This is a genomic window from Acinetobacter defluvii (genome assembly GCF_001704615.3).
In the GTDB taxonomy this organism is placed as follows: Bacteria; Pseudomonadota; Gammaproteobacteria; order Pseudomonadales; family Moraxellaceae; genus Acinetobacter; species Acinetobacter defluvii.
In genome coordinates this window covers 2,242,702-2,261,205 of record NZ_CP029397.2, presented here as the reverse complement: position 1 = coordinate 2,261,205, position 18,504 = coordinate 2,242,702, and the positions used below count along the sequence as shown (strand labels likewise).

The window sequence follows — 18,504 nt, the reverse complement described above, 5'->3', positions numbered from 1 at the left end:
TTAATTTCAAAATACTAAACACAATAAGTAGCCATAGATTCTACGTTGAGTCTTAGCAAGTGAGGTTAAAATGACAGTGAGTGAAAAAATTATCACACGTAATCTACAACACACATTAGAAACCCAACCGAAGAACACCTGTGTGATGTTGGATGAAAATGGTAAAGAAGTGAATATCACCAAAGATATGGTGGTGATGGTATGCCATCAACTACTCAAACAGTGTCGTAATATTAAAAATTAAGGGGCAATTTAATCGCCCCTTAATTTTCTATGTGTAAAAATATTTTTTAAGATGTAAAATTAGTTTGTTTCAGACTTGGCAATATCTTCCAGTTGATTTTTTTCTGCAATCAGTTTTTCAAAACGTTGAATCTCATCTTCTAAATGAGTGAGAAGATTTTGCATTTTAGGCAAAGTACGACGACAACCTGTTAAACCCACTTCGAGTTTATCTAAATAACTGGTTAAGGTGATGTTGAGTGCTTGCCCATCCAATACAATTGAGGCAGGGTACAAAGCATCAAGTTTTGCACCATTCCAATACAACGGTTCTCGTGGTCCAGGTACATTCGAAATAATGACATTAAAGGCTTGATGTTTTGGTAGTAAGCCTGAGGCAATATTTAGACCTGCTGCGCCATATACAAAAGCACTATAGTTTAAAATTTGATTGGCATTCATGCGCTTGAAGCGGCTTTTTGAGTTCTGTACACTGCGTTTGATAATATCTAAACGCTCTAATGGGTCTTCTTTATGTGTACCGAGATTTGCCAAAATCATGGTGATTCGGTTACTGACATCAGAATCATCATCACGTAATGATGCAGGAACCATAGCAATCAATGGTTTTTTAGGTAAAGCATTCTGAGTGGTCAAATATTCACGTAATGCACCTGAACAAATAGCTAAAACAACATCATTAATAGTGACATTTAATGCTTTAGAAATCGCACGAAAACGATTTAACTCAAAAGACTGCGCAGCAAAACGGCGTGAGGAACTCACACGTTGGTTAAAAATGCTACTTGGTGCTTGAAAAGTTGAAACATAATCGGGGTTTTTGCCCATTTCTTTAAAAACTGTTTGGCAAAGTTCTTGGGTGACTTTGGGTGTAACTTCAATTTGCCCCTTAAGAGTTGCCAAAATATTTTTAATTCTACTGGCTTTTGGTTGTTTTAAGCGTTTAGCACGTTTACCTTCTACACACCAAGGCGGAACGATACTTTTTGCTGTTGGATCTTTGGACAGAGATTTCTCAATCAAACGTATCCCTGCTACACCATCGACCATTGCGTGATGAATTTTAAAATACATGGCAAAACGATTGTCTTCGATACCTTCGATAAGATGGCATGTCCAAAGCGGTTTTGCACGATCAATTAACGCACTGTGTTCTTGTGAAATATAAACCAGTAATTCACGGATGCGTCCAGGGTGAGGCAGAGCGATATGGCGGAAATGATGGTCAATATCAAACTCTTCATCCTCGTCCCAAAACAGACCATTTAAACGATTATTAAAAGGTGGTACAGGAATTGTTTTTGAACCGCGAATATCGGCAACAAGGTCTTGAATAAAAGTCGATGGTGCATCATCAGGGATTTGAAATAAGAACAATCCTCCAACGTGCATTGGTTGTTGGCGCTTTTCAAGACTTAGGAAAATAAAATCAAGAGGATGTAGTGGTCGCATGATGATAGGTTGCCTCCCTGCAATATGTCATTTTAACAAATTTTTTGATCAGTGTTGTTTTTTGAATTATAAAACTTTTATGATTATAAAATGTTTTAGTAATGAATATCCAAATATTTTAGCGAATGATTAGTTTATAAAAAAGTCCCTAGATTTAGTGACTTTTTTTTACCAATTTCTTATCAACTTATTTCAGATTACCTGCGTGTAAACCGCATTCTTTATGAGTTGCTTCTTCCCACCACCAACGTCCTTCACGCTCATGCTGATTTGGCAGTACAGGGCGTGTACACGGTTCACAACCAATTGAAATAAAACCTTTTTCATGTAAAGGATTATATGGGACTTCCATCATGCGGATATAGCTCCACACTTCAGCACTCGACCAATTGGCTAAAGGATTGTATTTAATCAGTTGTTTGCCTTCACCTGAAAAGCCTGCATCTGCTTGAATCACAGGAATTTCTGTACGTGTGCCAGGGCTTTGGTCTTTACGTTGCCCTGTAATCCAACCATCCAAGGTGGCTAATTTTTTACGCAAAGGTTGTACTTTACGAATGCCGCAACATTCTTTGTGATCGTCTTGATAAAAGCTAAAAAGCCCTTTTTCATTGACTAGGTTTTGCACAGCTTCAGATTCAGGGAAGCAAATCTCGATTTGAATTCCATAATGTTTACGCACAGTTTCAAGAAACTGATAGGTTTCAGCGTGCAAACGTCCTGTATCTAAGCTAAATACGCGAAAAGGTTGACCTAAATTTGCTGCCATATCAATCAGTACCACATCTTCAGCACCTGAAAATGAAATGGCAATTTCACCTTGTTGTGAAAGAGCAAGCGCTAAAATTTCCATAGGAGATTTGTGAGCATACTCAGTAGCAAGTGCATCGACAAGGTCAATGGTTGGAATCGTGGTCATATCTGCTCCTGGCAGGTAGCTTGAAGCTAGGTGTTATTTACAATTTCCTTATATTTTAAAGTAAATGAAATAAACTGCTTAGTAGATTTCATAGAATGCTTATGAAGAAAAGAGATTTATAAAGTTTCGTTAAATTGCGCAATCTTTAATGGTATGATAGCGCAAATTTTTTCTGACATTGGGAGAACCCATGGAAATCGTCTGTCTTGACCTTGAGGGTGTATTGGTACCAGAAATTTGGATCAATTTTGCTAAAAAAACAGGAATTAAAGAATTAGAAGCCACTACACGTGATATTCCTGATTATGATGTGTTGATGACACAACGTTTGAATATTTTAAAACAACATGGTCTAGGCTTAAACGATATTCAAGCGGTTATTGCGGACATGGGACCTTTTGAAGGTGCAAAAGAGTTTGTGGAATGGGTACGTACGCATTTCCAATTGATTATTCTTTCTGACACTTTCTATGAGTTTGCACATCCATTAATGAAGCAATTAGGATGGCCAACCATTTTCTGTCATAAATTAGAAACTGATGAAAATGGTATGATCACAGCGTATAAATTACGTCAACCAGACCAAAAACGTAAAGCGGTTCAAGCTTTACATGGCTTGAATTTCCGTGTAATCGCAGCAGGTGATTCCTATAACGATACTACGATGCTGGGTGAAGCAGACCAAGGTTTCTTGTTTGATGCACCTGAAAATGTGATTCGTGAATTCCCTCAATTCCCACCAATTCATGGTTATGCAGCGTTGAAAGAGGCGATTCGTAATGCTTCTGTACGTGATATTCCCGCTTAATTCGATTAAATTGTAATACTGAAAATAAAAGGCGTTTAATGCGCCTTTTATTTTTATTGACAGATGGCATTTGCAATAATTTTAGATTTTAAGACAGTTTAGATTTATTTTGAATTGCAAAAAATACAGCGAGACCTGATAAAACAATAATCATGCAAATATAGATAGTCGCACTCATACTTAAACCAATTTGCCTCACAAAATAACCTGCAATAATCGCTGGAATACTAAAAGCCAGATAACTGATGACATAAAATGTTGCCATTAAACCTGCTCGTTGTTCGGGTTGGGCAAGTGGCATAACCGTACGAATAGCACCCATAAAGCCTGTACCAAAACCAATCCCTGTAACGCCTGCACCCATGAAGAGTAAAGTTGCTTGAGAAAGATGAACGCCCAATAGAATCGTACTGGTTCCTATGGCAATGGTACTTGCGCCCACAATTAAAATTTTGAATGTTTGTGCATGTCTTAAACTGAGAATTCCTATTGCACCCATAATGGTCAAAGTCATAAACATTGATCCATTGAGCCATACAGACGGATTTTTAAAAGTTTGAACCAGTAAAGATGGCATAAGCGAGAGAAAAAACCCACTCACCATCCATAAGGCAATATTCACAGGGCTAACAATTAATAAGGCTTTTCGTGCTTGTGATGGGACAGTTAACTTCGGTTTTAATGATGCAAATGCACCTGAACGCCGTATTGTAGTTTCAGGGCTAAACCAAGCAATACAAAGCATGACAACAAATAATACAATCAAGACTTCAAAAACCAAAGAGAGTGGATAACTTGAGAATGTCAAAACTAGACAAGTCAGCATCATGCCCAACGCCATTCCAAACATTGGAGAAATACTGTTGATCAAAGTGCCTTGGGTTTTACTTAAATCAAGTAGCGCTGCACCGAAAGTTGATGTAGCTAGAGCAGTGGCTATGCCTTGAAAACCCCGTGCCAAAAATAGCATTTCAATATTAGACGCATATAAAAATAGTCCCATGGAGGTGGCTTGTAAGATTAAAGCAAGAAAAATAACAGGTTTACGCCCAATATAGTCTGAAAGTGAGCCAGCGACTAATAAAGTGGTCAGTAAGGTAAAGGCATAGGTGGCGAAAATTAAAGTGAGTAAAACAGGGGAGAAATTAAACTGTTGTTGATAAAGACGATATAAAGGCGTTGGCGCACTTGAGGCAGCCATGAATGCCATTAAGGTAAAAGTATGTGTGAACAGTGCTATTTGTGGATTGAATCGGGATGATGTTGCTTGTCGATGCTTAAAACGTGATACGCTCATAATTAAGCTTATAAATGAGAATTAATATCATTTATAGCAGATTTCTCTTATCATGAGAAAGAGATTTTATGTCTTAGATTGACACAATGCAGGTGAATGATTTGATCAAACCAAGTGATTGATTATTTGTAAATGAAAACAGCATATTAATGTGCTTTTCATCCTATTTAAATTATGGCTTTTGGGTGAAACGCCAGAGTGAACTTTACTTATTGCATTAAAAGAAGATTTATAAAGCACCTTTGATCAATGGATAAGCATTATCCAACAAAATCTTTTGTGCGGTTGCATTGGGATGCACCAAATCTTTCTGCATCAAGTTTTTATGACCTGCGACATTCTCCATAAAAAATGGCAGCATTTTCACTTTATACTGCTGACTGACGACTTTGTAATTATTCTCAAACGCTTTGCTATAGGTTGTGCCGTAGTTGGGCGGAATTTTCATGCCAAGCACGATGACGTTGGCTTTGGCTTTTTGTGACATTTGAATCAATTGCGCGAGATTTTTTTGAATCATTTGTGGGGGTTGTCCACGTAAACCATCATTTCCACCGAGTTCGATGACCACCACATGTGGTTTATGGGTGTGTAGTAGTTTTGGCAAACGTGCCAAAGCACCACTGGTAGTTTCACCACTGACACTGGCATTTATAACTTGATGTTGCTTAGGAAACTGTTGGTTTAAACGTTGTTGGAGTAAATTTACCCAGCCTTGTTGTGGATTGATGCCGTAACCTGCACTTAAGCTATCGCCCAAAATCATCACGGTTTTTGCAAAACTACTAACAGGTAGTAAGCATAACGTGCTAAAAAATAAGCAAGCATTTATTTTTTGAACTTTTTTGAACTTAAATAAATTTTCAGTTTGCATATAGGGTTTCTTTACCATGTCTTCGGTTTTGCCAGAATCTACTTTTATCATGCCACAAGCAATTATTTCTGCACAGCAACTTACACAAAGTATTCAATTACCACATCAAACATTAACGATTTTTGAAAATTTAAATTTAGAGATTTTGGCAGGGCAGCAAGTGGCGATTACTGGGCGTTCAGGTTCAGGGAAATCAACGCTATTGGGCATATTGGCAACCTTAGACCAAGCCAGTTCTGGAAAACTATCCATTTGTGGTGAAGCGATCCAAGATTTGGATGAAGAACAGCGTGCTTTAGTTCGATTAAAACATATCGGTTTTGTATTTCAGTCTTTTCAGTTGTTGCCACATTTATCTGCGCTTGAAAACGTCATGCTGCCATTACGCTTACAACCCAATTTTATTTATGCAGATGCTGAAAAGAAAGCTTTAAAATTATTGCAGCGTGTGGGTTTAGAGCGGCAAAGTAGTCAAACACCTAAAGTTTTATCAGGTGGTGAGCAACAGCGTGTGGCGATTGCACGGGCATTGATTTCAGAACCCAAAATCATTTTTGCCGATGAACCGACAGGCAACTTAGATGGGCATACCGCACAAGAAATTGAGCAATTATTATTTGAACTCAATCGTGAATTAGGTACAACGTTGGTACTGGTGACGCATGATCCAAAACTGGCTGCACAGTGCCAACGACATTTTGAACTTAAAGAAGGTCAATTGATTGAGCATACTGAGGTGTCGGTATGATCGCATTATTTAAGCCGTTGTTTCGACAGAGCTTTGGAACAACAGGAATTTATTTGTTAATTGTTGCATTAAGTATTGCGATCAGTGCCACCACTGCTTTGAAGTTTAGCAATGAACAAGTGCAAGATGCTGTGTCCTTACAAGCAGCAAAAATGCAAGCTGCGGATTTGGTTTTAAGTGATAATTCACCGCTTGCAACATCATGGATGAAACAAGCGCAACAACTTGGGTTAAAACAATCGCATGTCACACTGTTTGGAACGATGGCATCGACTGATGAACAATTTGTTATGGTGAATGTCAAAGCAATTGATCAGGCTTTTCCCTTACGTGGTGAGTTACGCATCCAACCACAAGCACAATATTTAAAGTCAGGACAAGTGTGGCTAAGCCCACGTGCGATGGATTTACTCAAGGTGAATATTGGCGACAACATTCAAATTGCGGATGGAAAATTTAAAGTTACAGCTAAGATTGAGCATGATTCTAATCAGGAGTTAGGATTCTCAGCATTTTCACCAACCGTAATTATTTCGCAAGCTGACGTTGCTAAAACCAATGCAATTCAAGTCGGTAGCCGTATCGAGTATCGTTTATTGCTTGCAGGTGAGAAAGCACAAACGCAGCGTTATGAGCAATTTTTTCAAGCTTTTCAAGACAAACAACAGCAGCGTTTAGAGATTTTACAGCAGAACTCGACATCACAGGATAATTTAGCTGAACAAGATGTTGCAGCCGCATCAGATCTCAAACTGCGTAATGCCAATGATGGCAATACCCGTTTAATTAAGCCGATTGAAAATTTAGATACCTTTCTACAATTGGCAAATATCATGACGATTTTACTGTGTGGCTTAGCAATAGCCTTAACTAGTCAACGCTATGTACACCAAAATCAGGACTATATTGCCTTGTTGCGTTGTATGGGTGCTAGTAAGAAACAGATTTTCCAAACTTTTCTGGTGTTATTGTTGGTTGTGGTTGCAATTGCAATGCTTGTGGGTACCATTTTGGGCATGATTTTGGGTTATGGACTTTTACAATTGATGTTGCAATTGATTCCATCACTAGAATTGCAGTTTTCAGTACTGAGTATGTTGTTTGGTCCATTGCCGATTGCGATTTTTACCAGTGCAATCGTGCTATTGGGGTTTATTTTGCCAAGTTTATGGCAGCTGTTACGGACACCACCGATTCGTGTGATTCGCCAGCAAGAACAATCAAAAAGTTCTTTGCTGTGGATGTTTGTGACAGGTGTGATCAGTTTGATTGTTTTTAGTTTGGTTTTGACTGAAAATTTAGTGCTGACCAGTTTAGTGATCGGTTCAATTATCTTACTCAGCGCTGTATTGTTTAGCATCATATTTATCATTTTAAAATTGATTAAAGCGCTAAAAAATCGCTGGTCGAGCTATGTACGTGTACCTGCCCAAACTGCGATTCAGATTACTGCTTTGGCTTTAGGGTTGAGTTTAATTACCGTACTTAGCGTCTTAAGAAGTGATATTTTAGATCGTTGGCAGCAACAATTGCCTGAAGGTACACCGAACCAATTTATTTATGGCTTGCCACCACAAGATGTTGAGGCATTTAAACAGCAAACTGCAGCAAATAAATGGACATCAACGCCATTATATCCAAATGTACGTGGACGATTAGTTGCAAAAAATGGGCAAGCATTTTCCAAAGAATTGATGGAAAAGCATAACTCTTTAAGACGTGAGTTAAATCTCACCCAAGCCGATCATTATCCTAAAGACAATGTGATTGTCGAAGGTGAAAGCCAATTAAAGGCAGGTGGGGTATCCATCGAAGCCAAACTTGCCCAAGACTTGGCAATAAAAATCGGTGATCGTTTAACGTTTAGTTTGCCTGAAGGGCAGTTTGAAGCGCAAGTAACCAATTTACGCACTGTTGAATGGCAAAGTTTTAGCCCGAACTTTTTCTTTATTTTTGCACCAAATACCTTGGATGAAAATGCTGGAAGTTTTTTAGGAAGTTTTTATGTACCACTTGAGCAGAAAAACCAATTGGTGAAAATCATTCAACAATTTAGCAATACTGTATTTATTGATGTTTCTGTGATTTTGGATGAGATCAAACGTTTGGTGAATGTTTTGGTACAAATTATTACGGTGCTTGCGATATTGGTGACGATTTCTGGAGTTTTGGTACTGGTGGCTTGTATTAATTTACTTTTAGATGAACGTAAGCGAGAAGTTGCATTGTTACGTTCTTTTGGCAGTACCAAAGCGCAACTTAAAAATATGTTGACGATGGAAATTGGTTTTATTGGATTTATCGCAGGAATTGTATCATGCTTTTTTGCCGAAATTATCAGTGCGATTGCCAGTTATCGCATGGATATGCTGATTCAACCGCATTGGCAAATTTGGCTGATTCTACCGATTTTAATGACTGTGGTGTGCGCTTTGATTGGGCGTTATCGTTTGAGTTATTTAAGTGATATTCCACCTTTACAGAGTTTAAGAGAAATGAATTAATTTCAATCTAAAGTCAAATATCAGCCTTTTAAAAAATTGTATTGAGAATACTGCAATGTTTTCGATTATTTTTAGGAAAATACAATGACTAAATCTAGCATCTGTCTTGTCTTTGCAAGATAATGTTGCTTTAAAATAGCTGTAAATAGAATGGATGGTTTCATAATATTCTATTGTGTTGCTATTGGTTTTAAATTTGGGGAATTTTCAGGTGTGACGAGACTAGATTCAACAATCTAGTCTTATTTTAATATCTGTAAAATGTTATAATTAATTCACCTAGTGGATAATAAAAATGCGTAAATCTCAACAAGGTGCATCGTATATTTCGATTTTATTAGGAATCGTGGTTTTTGCTTTTATCGTTAAAGCGACATTAGCACTGTGGCCATCGTATTGGGATGATCGTGTGATCGATAATCAAATTGAGCAACTGATGCAAGAAAGCTCAACGGATATCACACCATCTAAATTTGAAAGTCAAATGAGTCAACGTTTAGACATGAACAATATTCGAGATATTCAATTTAAGGATATTGCGACTGTGTCAACGGATAATGGCTTAACAGTGACTAAAAAATATGAAGTAAGAAAGCCATTTTTTATGAATATTGATTTAGTCCAAACATTCGAGAAGAGTTTTGATCAAAGGTCAGTTCAAAGTAAGTGATCCTCGCTTACAGCGTCGTATCGGCTATGAATTTAAACAACCTGAGTTACTCCAGCTTGCGCTGACCCATCGTTCAGTCAGCCATAAGTACAACTATGAACGCTTAGAATTTTTAGGTGATTCATTGTTGGGTATGATTATTGCAAATTATTTATATCATGCTTATCCACAGGAAAATGAAGGGCGTTTAACACGTATGCGTGCGACGTTAGTACGTCAAGAAGCTTTAGGTAAAATTGCCAATGACTTAAAATTAAGCACCAGTTTAATTTTAAGTACAGGTGAATTGAAATCAGGCGGTCATCATCGTGAGTCAATATTGGCAGATACGGTAGAAGCGATTATTGGTGCGATTTATACGGATTGTCAGGATTTGCCTGCATTGCGCAATATTGTTCTAAAATGGTATGAACCATATTTGGAGAATATTGAGCCTACAGATCAACTCAAAGATCCAAAATCACGTCTCCAAGAATATCTACAAGCTCGTAAAAAGCCATTACCAAGTTATGAGGTTGTAGATATTCAGGGTGATGCACCAAATCAGCATTTTAAAGTAGAATGCTTAGTAGACGGCCTGCCTAAAATGATGGGTGAGGGTTCAAGCCGCCGATTTGCAGAACAGGCAGTGGCGGCAGATTTTTTAAAGTTATTGGAGCAGTAAACTGCATGAATACACATTCCGATCACGTTGATGCTGATCACGAGCCAGATGACAACGGCAATGATTTAATTAACCAATTTTTTATTGCGCAGGGAACCGAAATTCCTGCTGACTATAAAAGTGGTTTTGTGGCGATTGTGGGTCGTCCAAACGTCGGTAAATCGACTCTAATGAATCATTTACTTGGTCAAAAGTTGTCGATTACCTCGCGTAAACCGCAAACGACTCGTCATAAAATCATTGGTATAGATAGTCGTGAAACGTCACAAGCGGTTTTTGTGGATACGCCAGGGATGCACAAAAAAGAAGTGCGTGCCATCAATAAAATGATGAATAAAGCTGCAAACTCGGCGTTACGTGACGTTAATCTGGTGTTATTTGTTGTGGATGCACAAAAATGGACACAGAATGACGAGTTGGTCTTAGAAAAGCTGAAAAATGCTGAAATGCCAGTGGTTCTTATTATCAATAAAATTGATACTTTAGAGAATAAACGTCAGATTTTACCGTTGATCGAAGAACGTGCTAAGTTGATGAATTTTGCTGAAATTGTTCCTGTTTCAGCATTACGTGGGGCAAATTTAGATCATTTGCGGGATGCAATTGAAAAATATTTACCGTTCCAACCACCACTTTATTCTTTGGATCAAGTAACTGACCGTTCTGAACGTTTTCTTGCGAGTGAAATAATTCGTGAGAAAATTATGCGTCAGTTAGGTGAGGAATTGCCTTATGATTTAACGGTACAAATTGAGTCATTTAAAACTGAAGAAGCGACGGTAAACCCAAAAACAGGTCGCCCAAAAGCAGCATGTACTTATATTGATGCCACAATTTTTGTAGACCGTTCAGGTCAAAAAGCCATCGTGATTGGTGAAAAAGGTGCTAAGCTGAAAAAAATCGGGATGGATGCACGTGTCGATATGGAAAAAATGTTCGAACAAAAAATCATGCTAACGCTTTGGGTGAAAGTCAAAGGGGGATGGTCTGATGATGAACGTGCATTGAAGAGTTTAGGTTATAGCGATATTTAAACGCTGATCTTAGAAAAAGGATAGAACCGTAATGATGAAAGTTTTAGCAATTGTGACCTGTATTCTCTTTTTACAAGGCTGCGTACATAAACTCGTTACGGTTCCTGTCAAAGTTGCTTATAAAACTACAAAAGGGGTCGTCAAGGGCACCGCTGCCGTGGTAGGTGCGGTCATTCCTGATGGTGATGACGAAGATAATAAAAAAAATAAGGATGATTAGTTCGGCAAGATGCGAAATGAAGTCTTGCATGGTTATTTGATCCACCATCGAAAATACCGAGAACGCAGTCATATTGTGCATTTATTTACACAAGAATATGGGCGTGTCGATGGAATTTTAAGACAAAATCCGCCACCACAATACCAGCCGATTACTTTACAAGCCACAGGTAAGAGTGAGCTGAAGAATTTTTCAAAATTAGAAATACTCAATCAACCTGTATTTTTTTATGGGGATGCTTTTTTTTCAGGTTTTTATTTAAATGAAATTCTTTTAAGGTTGTGTCCCTTAGAAGAAGCGATGCCACAAACTTTTCAACAATATCATTTTACTTTAGAACATTTACAAAACTTAGCAGAGCATGCCAATCCTAACGTATTTTTAAAGCAAGTTTTACGTCAGTTTGAATATGCGCTATTAGAAGAATTAGGTTATCCGTTGGACTATGAGGCAGATGCACAGCAACAACAGATCAGCGCAACACAACGTTATCAATTTCAATTGTCTGATGGTTTTATACCTGTTTCGCATACCTCATCTGCAACCTTAACCGGTGAGCAGATTTTAAGTATGGCAAATTATGAAAAGGGTAGGGATTTTAATCCAGAACAGTTACAATTATTGTCGAAACTTTATCGCCAAATGATTACATCATTGCTTGGTGATCGCCCTTTAAAAAGTCGACAACTGTGGATCCAAAACTCCCAGTCTAAAACTTTGAACCGATAGTTTTTATTTTTAAGTATTTAGGAAAATAGTATGGCTGCATTGCTTGGTGTAAACATTGACCATGTTGCGACGCTTCGACAAGCACGTGGAACACAATACCCTGATCCTGTTCAGGCAGCGTTAGTGTGTGAGCAAGCGGGTGCAGAGGGGATCACGCTTCATTTGCGTGAAGATCGTCGCCATATCCAGGATGATGATGTATATCGTATGCGTACTGCGATTAAAACTCGTATGAATCTGGAAATGGCTGTCACTGATGAAATGGTGGCGATTGCACTTGAAGTTAAGCCGCATCATGTTTGTTTTGTCCCTGAAAAACGCCAAGAAGTAACGACTGAAGGTGGTTTGGATGTAGTTGGGCATTTTGAAGATGTTAAAGCTGCAACGCAGGCGTTGGTTGCGATTGGTTGTGATGTGTCATTATTTATTGATGCGGATTTTGCACAAATCGATGCGGCTGTGGCATGTGGTGCACAAACCATTGAATTACATACAGGTGCTTATGCAGATGCACATTCAGAAGATACACATCATCAAGAGCTAGAACGTATCATCAAAGGTGCTGAGTATGCTGCTGCGAAAGGTTTAGTGGTAAATGCAGGGCATGGTTTGAATCTTAACAATGTCGCTGAGATTGCTGCAATTCCACAAATTCATGAGTTAAATATTGGGCATTCAATCATTGCTGAAAGTGTATTTGTGGGTTTGCAACAAGCGGTGAAAGACATGAAAGCAGCAATCCAAGCAGCACGTTAATTTTATAGAATGTATTGAAAAGTAATCATGTCAAATATTAATTATGATGAACTGATGCAACCGGTCATTGGTTTTTTAGGCTGTGAAACACCCAAAGCATGGTTAGATGAAGCATTAAATAATCTCGATATTTTAATGCAAGATCATGCCAACTGTGAGAAAAAAGCGGCAGGAACCGCGATGAATTTGATGTTCCGCTATAGTTTTTTTACTGATTTACAAGTCAAACTTGCTCAGCTTGTTCGTGAAGAAATGTTGCATTATGAGCAAGTTTTAGAGTTTATGACGAAACGTGGTCAAGAGTGGAAAGGTTTAAGTGCAGGGCGTTATGCAGGTGGTTTGCGTAAGGAAATCCGTACCTATGAACCTGAAGCGTTGATCGATGTTTTAGTGATTGGGGCATTTGTAGAAGCACGTTCTTGTGAGCGTTTTTATGCTTTAGCACCTTTGGTAGATGAGGAGCTTGGACGTTATTATCGTTATTTGCTCAAATCAGAGTCTCGCCATTATGAAAATTATTTGGCTTTGGCATTGGATGTGGCGAAGACGGCTAAGCTCAAAGACCCTGAAGAGGATATTCAGCAACGGATTGCGGATATTCGTGAGGTTGAAAAGAATCTGATTTTGGCAACGGATGATACGTTCCGTTTTCATAGTGGTGTGCCTGAAAAAGCTTTAGCTTAAAGTTAGTCGATTTTTAAAGAAAGGAAGTGTTTATACTTCCTTTTTTATTTTGACAAATGCAGGTTTTTACCCCAATATTTTCTTGCTCTTTAACAATTTATATAAATCAATGACTTATAACTTGAATGAAAAACTTGGGTAATTTTGATTTTTTTAAATTAACTCTATGTTTTTATTTTGTTTATGGTTAGAATTTTACTGTTCACTGCCATGTAGGCAGCTTAGAAAACTATTACCAGTCGTACTTTCATACTGTTTCTTGTTCACTGCCATGTAGGCAGCTTAGAAAACTTTGATATTTATCCAAGTTTTGACCTGATTCGTTCACTGCCATGTAGGCAGCTTAGAAAAAGAGCCTGAAACAACGTCTTGAACATTCTTAGTTCACTGCCATGTAGGCAGCTTAGAAATAAAGAAAAGTCATACAAATCCCATAAATCCAGTTCACTGCCATGTAGGCAGCTTAGAAAAATAGAACGGCTACCGCAGGGAAAAGTATAGCGTTCACTGCCATGTAGGCAGCTTAGAAAATCCGCAGCATTAGCATTTGAAGTTGCAACAGGTTCACTGCCATGTAGGCAGCTTAGAAAGCTAAGAATAAAAAACAAGGATATGAAGCGATGTTCACTGCCATGTAGGCAGCTTAGAAAAGATTATTCTCCGACGGAAGAAGATAAGAAAAGTTCACTGCCATGTAGGCAGCTTAGAAAATTAATCCATTTTTTACAGTCAGATTGTTTTAGTTCACTGCCATGTAGGCAGCTTAGAAACGACTCAGATATTGAGATTATGACGACTGGTGGTTCACTGCCATGTAGGCAGCTTAGAAACGACTCAGATATTGAGATTATGACGACTGGTGGTTCACTGCCATGTAGGCAGCTTAGAAATAAGCTGCAAGCGACTTATCAAGAGCGAATGAGTTCACTGCCATGTAGGCAGCTTAGAAACTGACGTACGCTTGTCCGATCTGCGGCACGTACGTTCACTGCCATGTAGGCAGCTTAGAAAATTGGCATCTTTTGGCATTTCCACATACCAACGTTCACTGCCATGTAGGCAGCTTAGAAAAGTACAAGAATTTTCAGCAACTACAATAACCGGTTCACTGCCATGTAGGCAGCTTAGAAAATTGGTCAGCGTATTGATGTTGTGCAGTCTGAGTTCACTGCCATGTAGGCAGCTTAGAAATGCAAAAGATGATTCTAACTGCTCAAAAGGGGGTTCACTGCCATGTAGGCAGCTTAGAAATTTCGGATCGCCAGCAGGTCTATAATAAAGATGTTCACTGCCATATAGGCAGCTTAGAAATGATTCATTTAAACGTAATACGGCAACGTATGGTTCACTGCCATGTAGGCAGCTTAGAAATCTTGTGGCAACTCTTGAAGTCGTAAATCAATGTTCACTGCCATGTAGGCAGCTTAGAAAGATAAAGCCCGTACTGCTTCACGTGTATTTGCGTTCACTGCCATGTAGGCAGCTTAGAAATGATAAACCTCAAGACTCTGCAACTTTGATTGGTTCACTGCCATGTAGGCAGCTTAGAAAATTGATAAAAGGCAGGAATACAAAAGCTACAGGTTCACTGCCATGTAGGCAGCTTAGAAATTTTCTATCCATCTTCTACAAATATCTTGTGAGTTCACTGCCATGTAGGCAGCTTAGAAATGTAAAAATAACGGGTATATCTTACTCGTCAGGTTCACTGCCATGTAGGCAGCTTAGAAAAGATTTAAAGCGAGTTCTGATTTTCTTTTTACGTTCACTGCCATGTAGGCAGCTTAGAAAATGTAGGATTTGGCTTGAGCTTCGGTGCAAGTGTTCACTGCCATGTAGGCAGCTTAGAAATTTAAATTTTTCTATTTCTCTTGCAAGTATTTGTTCACTGCCATGTAGGCAGCTTAGAAAACAATATCAAAACCATGACATTTATTTTAAGTGTTCACTGCCATGTAGGCAGCTTAGAAATTTAAGAAGAATGCTGAAATCTTTAGCAAGAAGTTCACTGCCATGTAGGCAGCTTAGAAAGCTTTACGCTCAGCATCAGCCTTGGCTTGAGCGTTCACTGCCATGTAGGCAGCTTAGAAAACAAATTTTCTGTGCTGGTATCAGGTTGTATCGTTCACTGCCATGTAGGCAGCTTAGAAAAGTAGAAACACCATAGCGCTTAAAACCATTTAGTTCACTGCCATGTAGGCAGCTTAGAAAAAAAAACCGTTCTCAATAAGAACGGCTTCGGTTCACTGCCATGTAGGCAGCTTAGAAAATCATTACCTAGTACCAAGACAGTGCTTTCACGTTCACTGCCATGTAGGCAGCTTAGAAACGAAAGTTTGTGCAACCAACATGGAATATTGAGTTCACTGCCATGTAGGCAGCTTAGAAATTTCAAAACCATGTGCTTTACCAAATGGCGAGGTTCACTGCCATGTAGGCAGCTTAAAATAGTAGATAGTACAATTATTATTGAATTACTATACAAGTTAAATCCGCTTTTTATTATTCAATATCAAGGCATAAAAAAAGCCCACTGCATAATGAGTGGGCTTTTTAGAATTTGGCTCTCCAACCTGGGCTCGAACCAGGGACCTGCGGATTAACAGTCCGTCGCTCTACCGACTGAGCTATTGGAGAATCTGAGTGCGATTATAAGGATATATCTGGGCTGGTCAAGCCTTTCATGTCATGTTTTCTTCATTTTTGAGTTGTATGCTTTTTATTTGAACAAAAATATCTTAATTCAAAAAAAATATATGAAATGGTTGCAATCCCACAAATGACTTGCTAGATTAAATTTAGAAAGTGAGTTTAAGCAACTGCTTAAACCGTGTGGATTTAACCAACTTGCCAGCACTAAAATGGCTAAATAGGAGACAGCGAATGAATACGCTCAGCATTTCCGATATTTTTTCAAATTTATCTTTTTACCAAGAAAATTATCTTTCGATTCTTCAGAACCCTGAACAGTATTACACTAAAATTGAGCAAGCTTATTTTGAAGTGTGGCCGTTTGCTGAGAAGCAATTATATCTTGGTGATTTGCTACAGCTGTGGTTTAGCGAAAAATGGTTAATCAATGCGCAATGCAAACCATTAACCGATACAACTTCAAAAAATAATCAAGCAACGATTCAACGTGAGCATGATTTATATTTATTTCAATTGGTAGGCAGTACATTTTCAGGTGCAAACCATGCCAAAGTTTGGTCTGTGTCTGAGCAGAAAGTCATCCATGTTGCTTTAGATCGCGTATTTAAATATTACTGTTTCTTTGAGTCGATTGATCGTCCGAACCAGCCTATTCACTTTTCTTTAAATCACTTTAAACATGCAGTTTAAGTATTTTGATGAAAAGGCTTTTAAGTTGATTATTGCTTAAAAGCCTCAATGGCTCTCACACGACTCATTTTCAAATCAACAATAGGGTGAGGATAATCGAGTTGTAAATCAGGATTTTTAGCATAAGGTTCATGGATGTTTTTTGCATCCAGATGAGCAATTTCAGGTAGCCACTTTCTTAAATAATCACCATTTTCATCAAACTTTTTGGATTGGCTGATTGGATTAAAAATACGAAAATAAGGCACAGCATCTGTTCCTGTAGAGGCACACCACTGCCAGCCACCATTATTTGCAGCCAAGTCACCATCAATCAAATGCTGCATAAACCATTGTTCACCCAAACGCCAATCGATCAATAAGTTTTTGCATAGAAACATCGCAACGATCATACGCACACGATTATGCATCCAACCTGTTTGTAACATTTGACGAATCCCAGCATCAACAATCGGAATTCCTGTTTTTCCATATTGCCATGCTTTAAGGTCTTCAGGAGCATCTCGCCACTGAATTTTTTGCATATTGATTTTAAAGGGTAAATTTTTTGAAACTTGCGGAAAATCAAATAAAATCTGTTGATAAAACTCGCGCCAAAGTAGTTCATCTAACCATATTTGTTGCCCAAGATTATCAATATGAAAGTGACCTTGCTGTGTGCGAAAGAGGGCATTTAAACAGTGGCGAATGGATAAAATTCCCAAATTTAAATAGGGTGAAAGCTGACTAGTTGCATCAAGATGGGGAAAGTCCCGAGTCGTTTGATAAGTGGTGACTTGATTTTCTATAAAATGTTCTAATAGGGAGTGTGCATGACTTTCACTCACTTGCCATTGCTGACTTAATTGAGGCTCGTTAAAGTCGAGTTGTTGCAAACTTGGAATTTTATCTTCAATTTCAATGTCTAAAAATGCCTGTGGCTCAGGTGTTGGATAGGACTTTGGAATCGAAATACTGAGCTGTTCATAGCAATATTTTTTAAATGCGCTAAAGACTTGGTAGGGTTGATTAGATTTATTTCGGATTGAACCTACAGGGAAAATGCTGCGATCATGATATAAAACTAAATCACGACTCTGCTGATTTAACAGTTTTTGTACTTGAAAATCACGATTAAGTTCATTTACACCACATTCGATATTGGCATGTACATTTTCAATATTAAATGTATGGCAATGTTTTAAAATATGCTTTGGAAGGTCTTTCCACACTGGAACAATATCAATAATTAATGGGATATTGATTGATTTAAGTTGGTGTTTAAGTTCAGTAAGTTGTCTTAAATAGAAATCAATTTTTATTGGTGCATCGTGGTGTTTACGCCATTGTTCAGGTGAAAGGGCAACAAATGCAATGGTATTGCCTAATTGTGTTGCATGCCAAAGTGCGGCATGGTCTTGAATGCGTAAATCTTGGCGAAACCAAATCAGTTGTCGTTTCATGATCTTTAATATTGGGCTTGGAGATTAAGAAATGGATGAATCTAAAATAGAATGATATTGATTTTAGGGTAAAAATCTAAAATTAACAAAGTAATACCATTCGATCAAAGTTAGATAA

The 18,504-nt window shown here is 38.2% G+C and carries 17 protein-coding genes, 1 tRNA gene and 1 CRISPR repeat array; of the genes, 12 read left to right on the top strand and 6 right to left on the bottom strand.

From position 1 onward, the window contains the following. Positions 1-70 precede the first annotated feature (70 nt). The gene (locus DJ533_RS18710) at positions 71-244 is read left to right on the top strand and encodes a PA1571 family protein (protein WP_171488564.1); all 174 of its coding nucleotides are present in this window, start codon (positions 71-73) and stop codon (positions 242-244) included. Between the two features lie 59 nt (positions 245-303). Here DJ533_RS18710 and DJ533_RS13180 read toward each other — a convergent pair whose 3' ends face one another. Both DJ533_RS13180 and DJ533_RS13175 read right to left on the bottom strand, forming a co-directional pair. Then, positions 304-1,695, bottom strand: coding sequence for a WS/DGAT/MGAT family O-acyltransferase (locus tag DJ533_RS13180; protein ID WP_065994584.1), 1,392 nt, complete (start codon positions 1,693-1,695; stop codon positions 304-306). A 187-nt stretch (positions 1,696-1,882) separates the two neighbouring features. Beyond that, positions 1,883-2,614 (bottom strand): phosphoadenylyl-sulfate reductase, encoded by a 732-nt coding sequence (locus DJ533_RS13175; protein WP_065994583.1) that lies wholly within the window; start codon positions 2,612-2,614, stop codon positions 1,883-1,885. 190 nt (positions 2,615-2,804) lie between these two features. Between DJ533_RS13175 and thrH the strand changes: the two genes are divergently transcribed. Beyond that, positions 2,805-3,422: a bifunctional phosphoserine phosphatase/homoserine phosphotransferase ThrH gene (gene thrH, locus DJ533_RS13170; RefSeq protein WP_065994582.1), complete on the top strand. Its 618-nt coding sequence runs from the start codon at positions 2,805-2,807 to the stop codon at positions 3,420-3,422. An 88-nt stretch (positions 3,423-3,510) separates the two neighbouring features. On the opposite strand, the gene DJ533_RS13165 is transcribed toward thrH, so the two are convergent. Together DJ533_RS13165 and DJ533_RS13160 are read right to left on the bottom strand one after the other, a co-directional pair. Further along, positions 3,511-4,719 (bottom strand): MFS transporter, encoded by a 1,209-nt coding sequence (locus DJ533_RS13165; protein ID WP_065994581.1) that lies wholly within the window; start codon positions 4,717-4,719, stop codon positions 3,511-3,513. Between the two features lie 229 nt (positions 4,720-4,948). After that, positions 4,949-5,593, bottom strand: a complete 645-nt coding sequence (locus DJ533_RS13160; RefSeq protein ID WP_065994580.1) for an arylesterase — start codon at positions 5,591-5,593, stop codon at positions 4,949-4,951. A gap of 16 nt (positions 5,594-5,609) precedes the next feature. Here DJ533_RS13160 and DJ533_RS13155 point away from each other — a divergent pair, with 16 nt between their 5' ends. The 9 genes from DJ533_RS13155 (at position 5,610) to miaE (ending at position 13,602) form a co-directional block, all read left to right on the top strand. Next, entirely contained in the window at positions 5,610-6,341 is a 732-nt protein-coding gene (locus DJ533_RS13155; protein WP_065994579.1) for an ABC transporter ATP-binding protein, read from the top strand. Beyond that, positions 6,338-8,845 carry an ABC transporter permease gene (locus tag DJ533_RS13150; RefSeq protein ID WP_065994578.1) on the top strand — a complete coding sequence of 836 codons (2,508 nt, stop codon included), beginning with the start codon at positions 6,338-6,340 and terminating at the stop codon, positions 8,843-8,845. Before DJ533_RS13155 ends, DJ533_RS13150 begins: the two co-directional genes overlap by 4 nt. 295 nt (positions 8,846-9,140) lie before the next feature. Continuing rightward, positions 9,141-9,515: a DUF4845 domain-containing protein gene (locus tag DJ533_RS13145; RefSeq protein ID WP_065994577.1), complete on the top strand. Its 375-nt coding sequence runs from the start codon at positions 9,141-9,143 to the stop codon at positions 9,513-9,515. Then, positions 9,487-10,179 carry a ribonuclease III gene (gene rnc / locus DJ533_RS13140; protein WP_065994576.1) on the top strand — a complete coding sequence of 231 codons (693 nt, stop codon included), beginning with the start codon at positions 9,487-9,489 and terminating at the stop codon, positions 10,177-10,179. Before DJ533_RS13145 ends, rnc begins: the two co-directional genes overlap by 29 nt. A gap of 5 nt (positions 10,180-10,184) precedes the next feature. Next, entirely contained in the window at positions 10,185-11,213 is a 1,029-nt protein-coding gene (era, locus tag DJ533_RS13135; protein ID WP_065994575.1) for a GTPase Era, read from the top strand. Between the two features lie 31 nt (positions 11,214-11,244). Continuing rightward, positions 11,245-11,433 carry an NF038104 family lipoprotein gene (locus tag DJ533_RS13130; RefSeq protein WP_065994574.1) on the top strand — a complete coding sequence of 63 codons (189 nt, stop codon included), beginning with the start codon at positions 11,245-11,247 and terminating at the stop codon, positions 11,431-11,433. Positions 11,434-11,442: 9 nt separating this feature from the next. Continuing rightward, positions 11,443-12,162: a DNA repair protein RecO gene (gene recO, locus DJ533_RS13125; protein ID WP_065994573.1), complete on the top strand. Its 720-nt coding sequence runs from the start codon at positions 11,443-11,445 to the stop codon at positions 12,160-12,162. A gap of 30 nt (positions 12,163-12,192) precedes the next feature. After that, positions 12,193-12,918 (top strand): pyridoxine 5'-phosphate synthase, encoded by a 726-nt coding sequence (gene pdxJ / locus DJ533_RS13120; RefSeq protein ID WP_065994572.1) that lies wholly within the window; start codon positions 12,193-12,195, stop codon positions 12,916-12,918. 27 nt (positions 12,919-12,945) lie between these two features. Beyond that, positions 12,946-13,602 (top strand): tRNA-(ms[2]io[6]A)-hydroxylase, encoded by a 657-nt coding sequence (gene miaE / locus DJ533_RS13115; RefSeq protein WP_065994571.1) that lies wholly within the window; start codon positions 12,946-12,948, stop codon positions 13,600-13,602. Between the two features lie 200 nt (positions 13,603-13,802). Continuing rightward, positions 13,803-16,051: a CRISPR direct-repeat array (repeat unit 28 nt; unit sequence GTTCACTGCCATGTAGGCAGCTTAGAAA). A gap of 112 nt (positions 16,052-16,163) precedes the next feature. Here miaE and DJ533_RS13110 read toward each other — a convergent pair. Next, positions 16,164-16,239 (bottom strand) — tRNA-Asn (locus tag DJ533_RS13110). A gap of 246 nt (positions 16,240-16,485) precedes the next feature. On the opposite strand from DJ533_RS13110, the gene DJ533_RS13105 reads away from it, so the two are divergent. Beyond that, entirely contained in the window at positions 16,486-16,944 is a 459-nt protein-coding gene (locus tag DJ533_RS13105; RefSeq protein ID WP_065995562.1) for a hypothetical protein, read from the top strand. Positions 16,945-16,973: 29 nt separating this feature from the next. Here the strand turns inward: DJ533_RS13105 and DJ533_RS13100 are convergent, their stop codons facing one another. Further along, positions 16,974-18,386 (bottom strand): cryptochrome/photolyase family protein, encoded by a 1,413-nt coding sequence (locus DJ533_RS13100; protein WP_065995561.1) that lies wholly within the window; start codon positions 18,384-18,386, stop codon positions 16,974-16,976. Between the last annotated feature and the right edge of the window lie 118 nt (positions 18,387-18,504).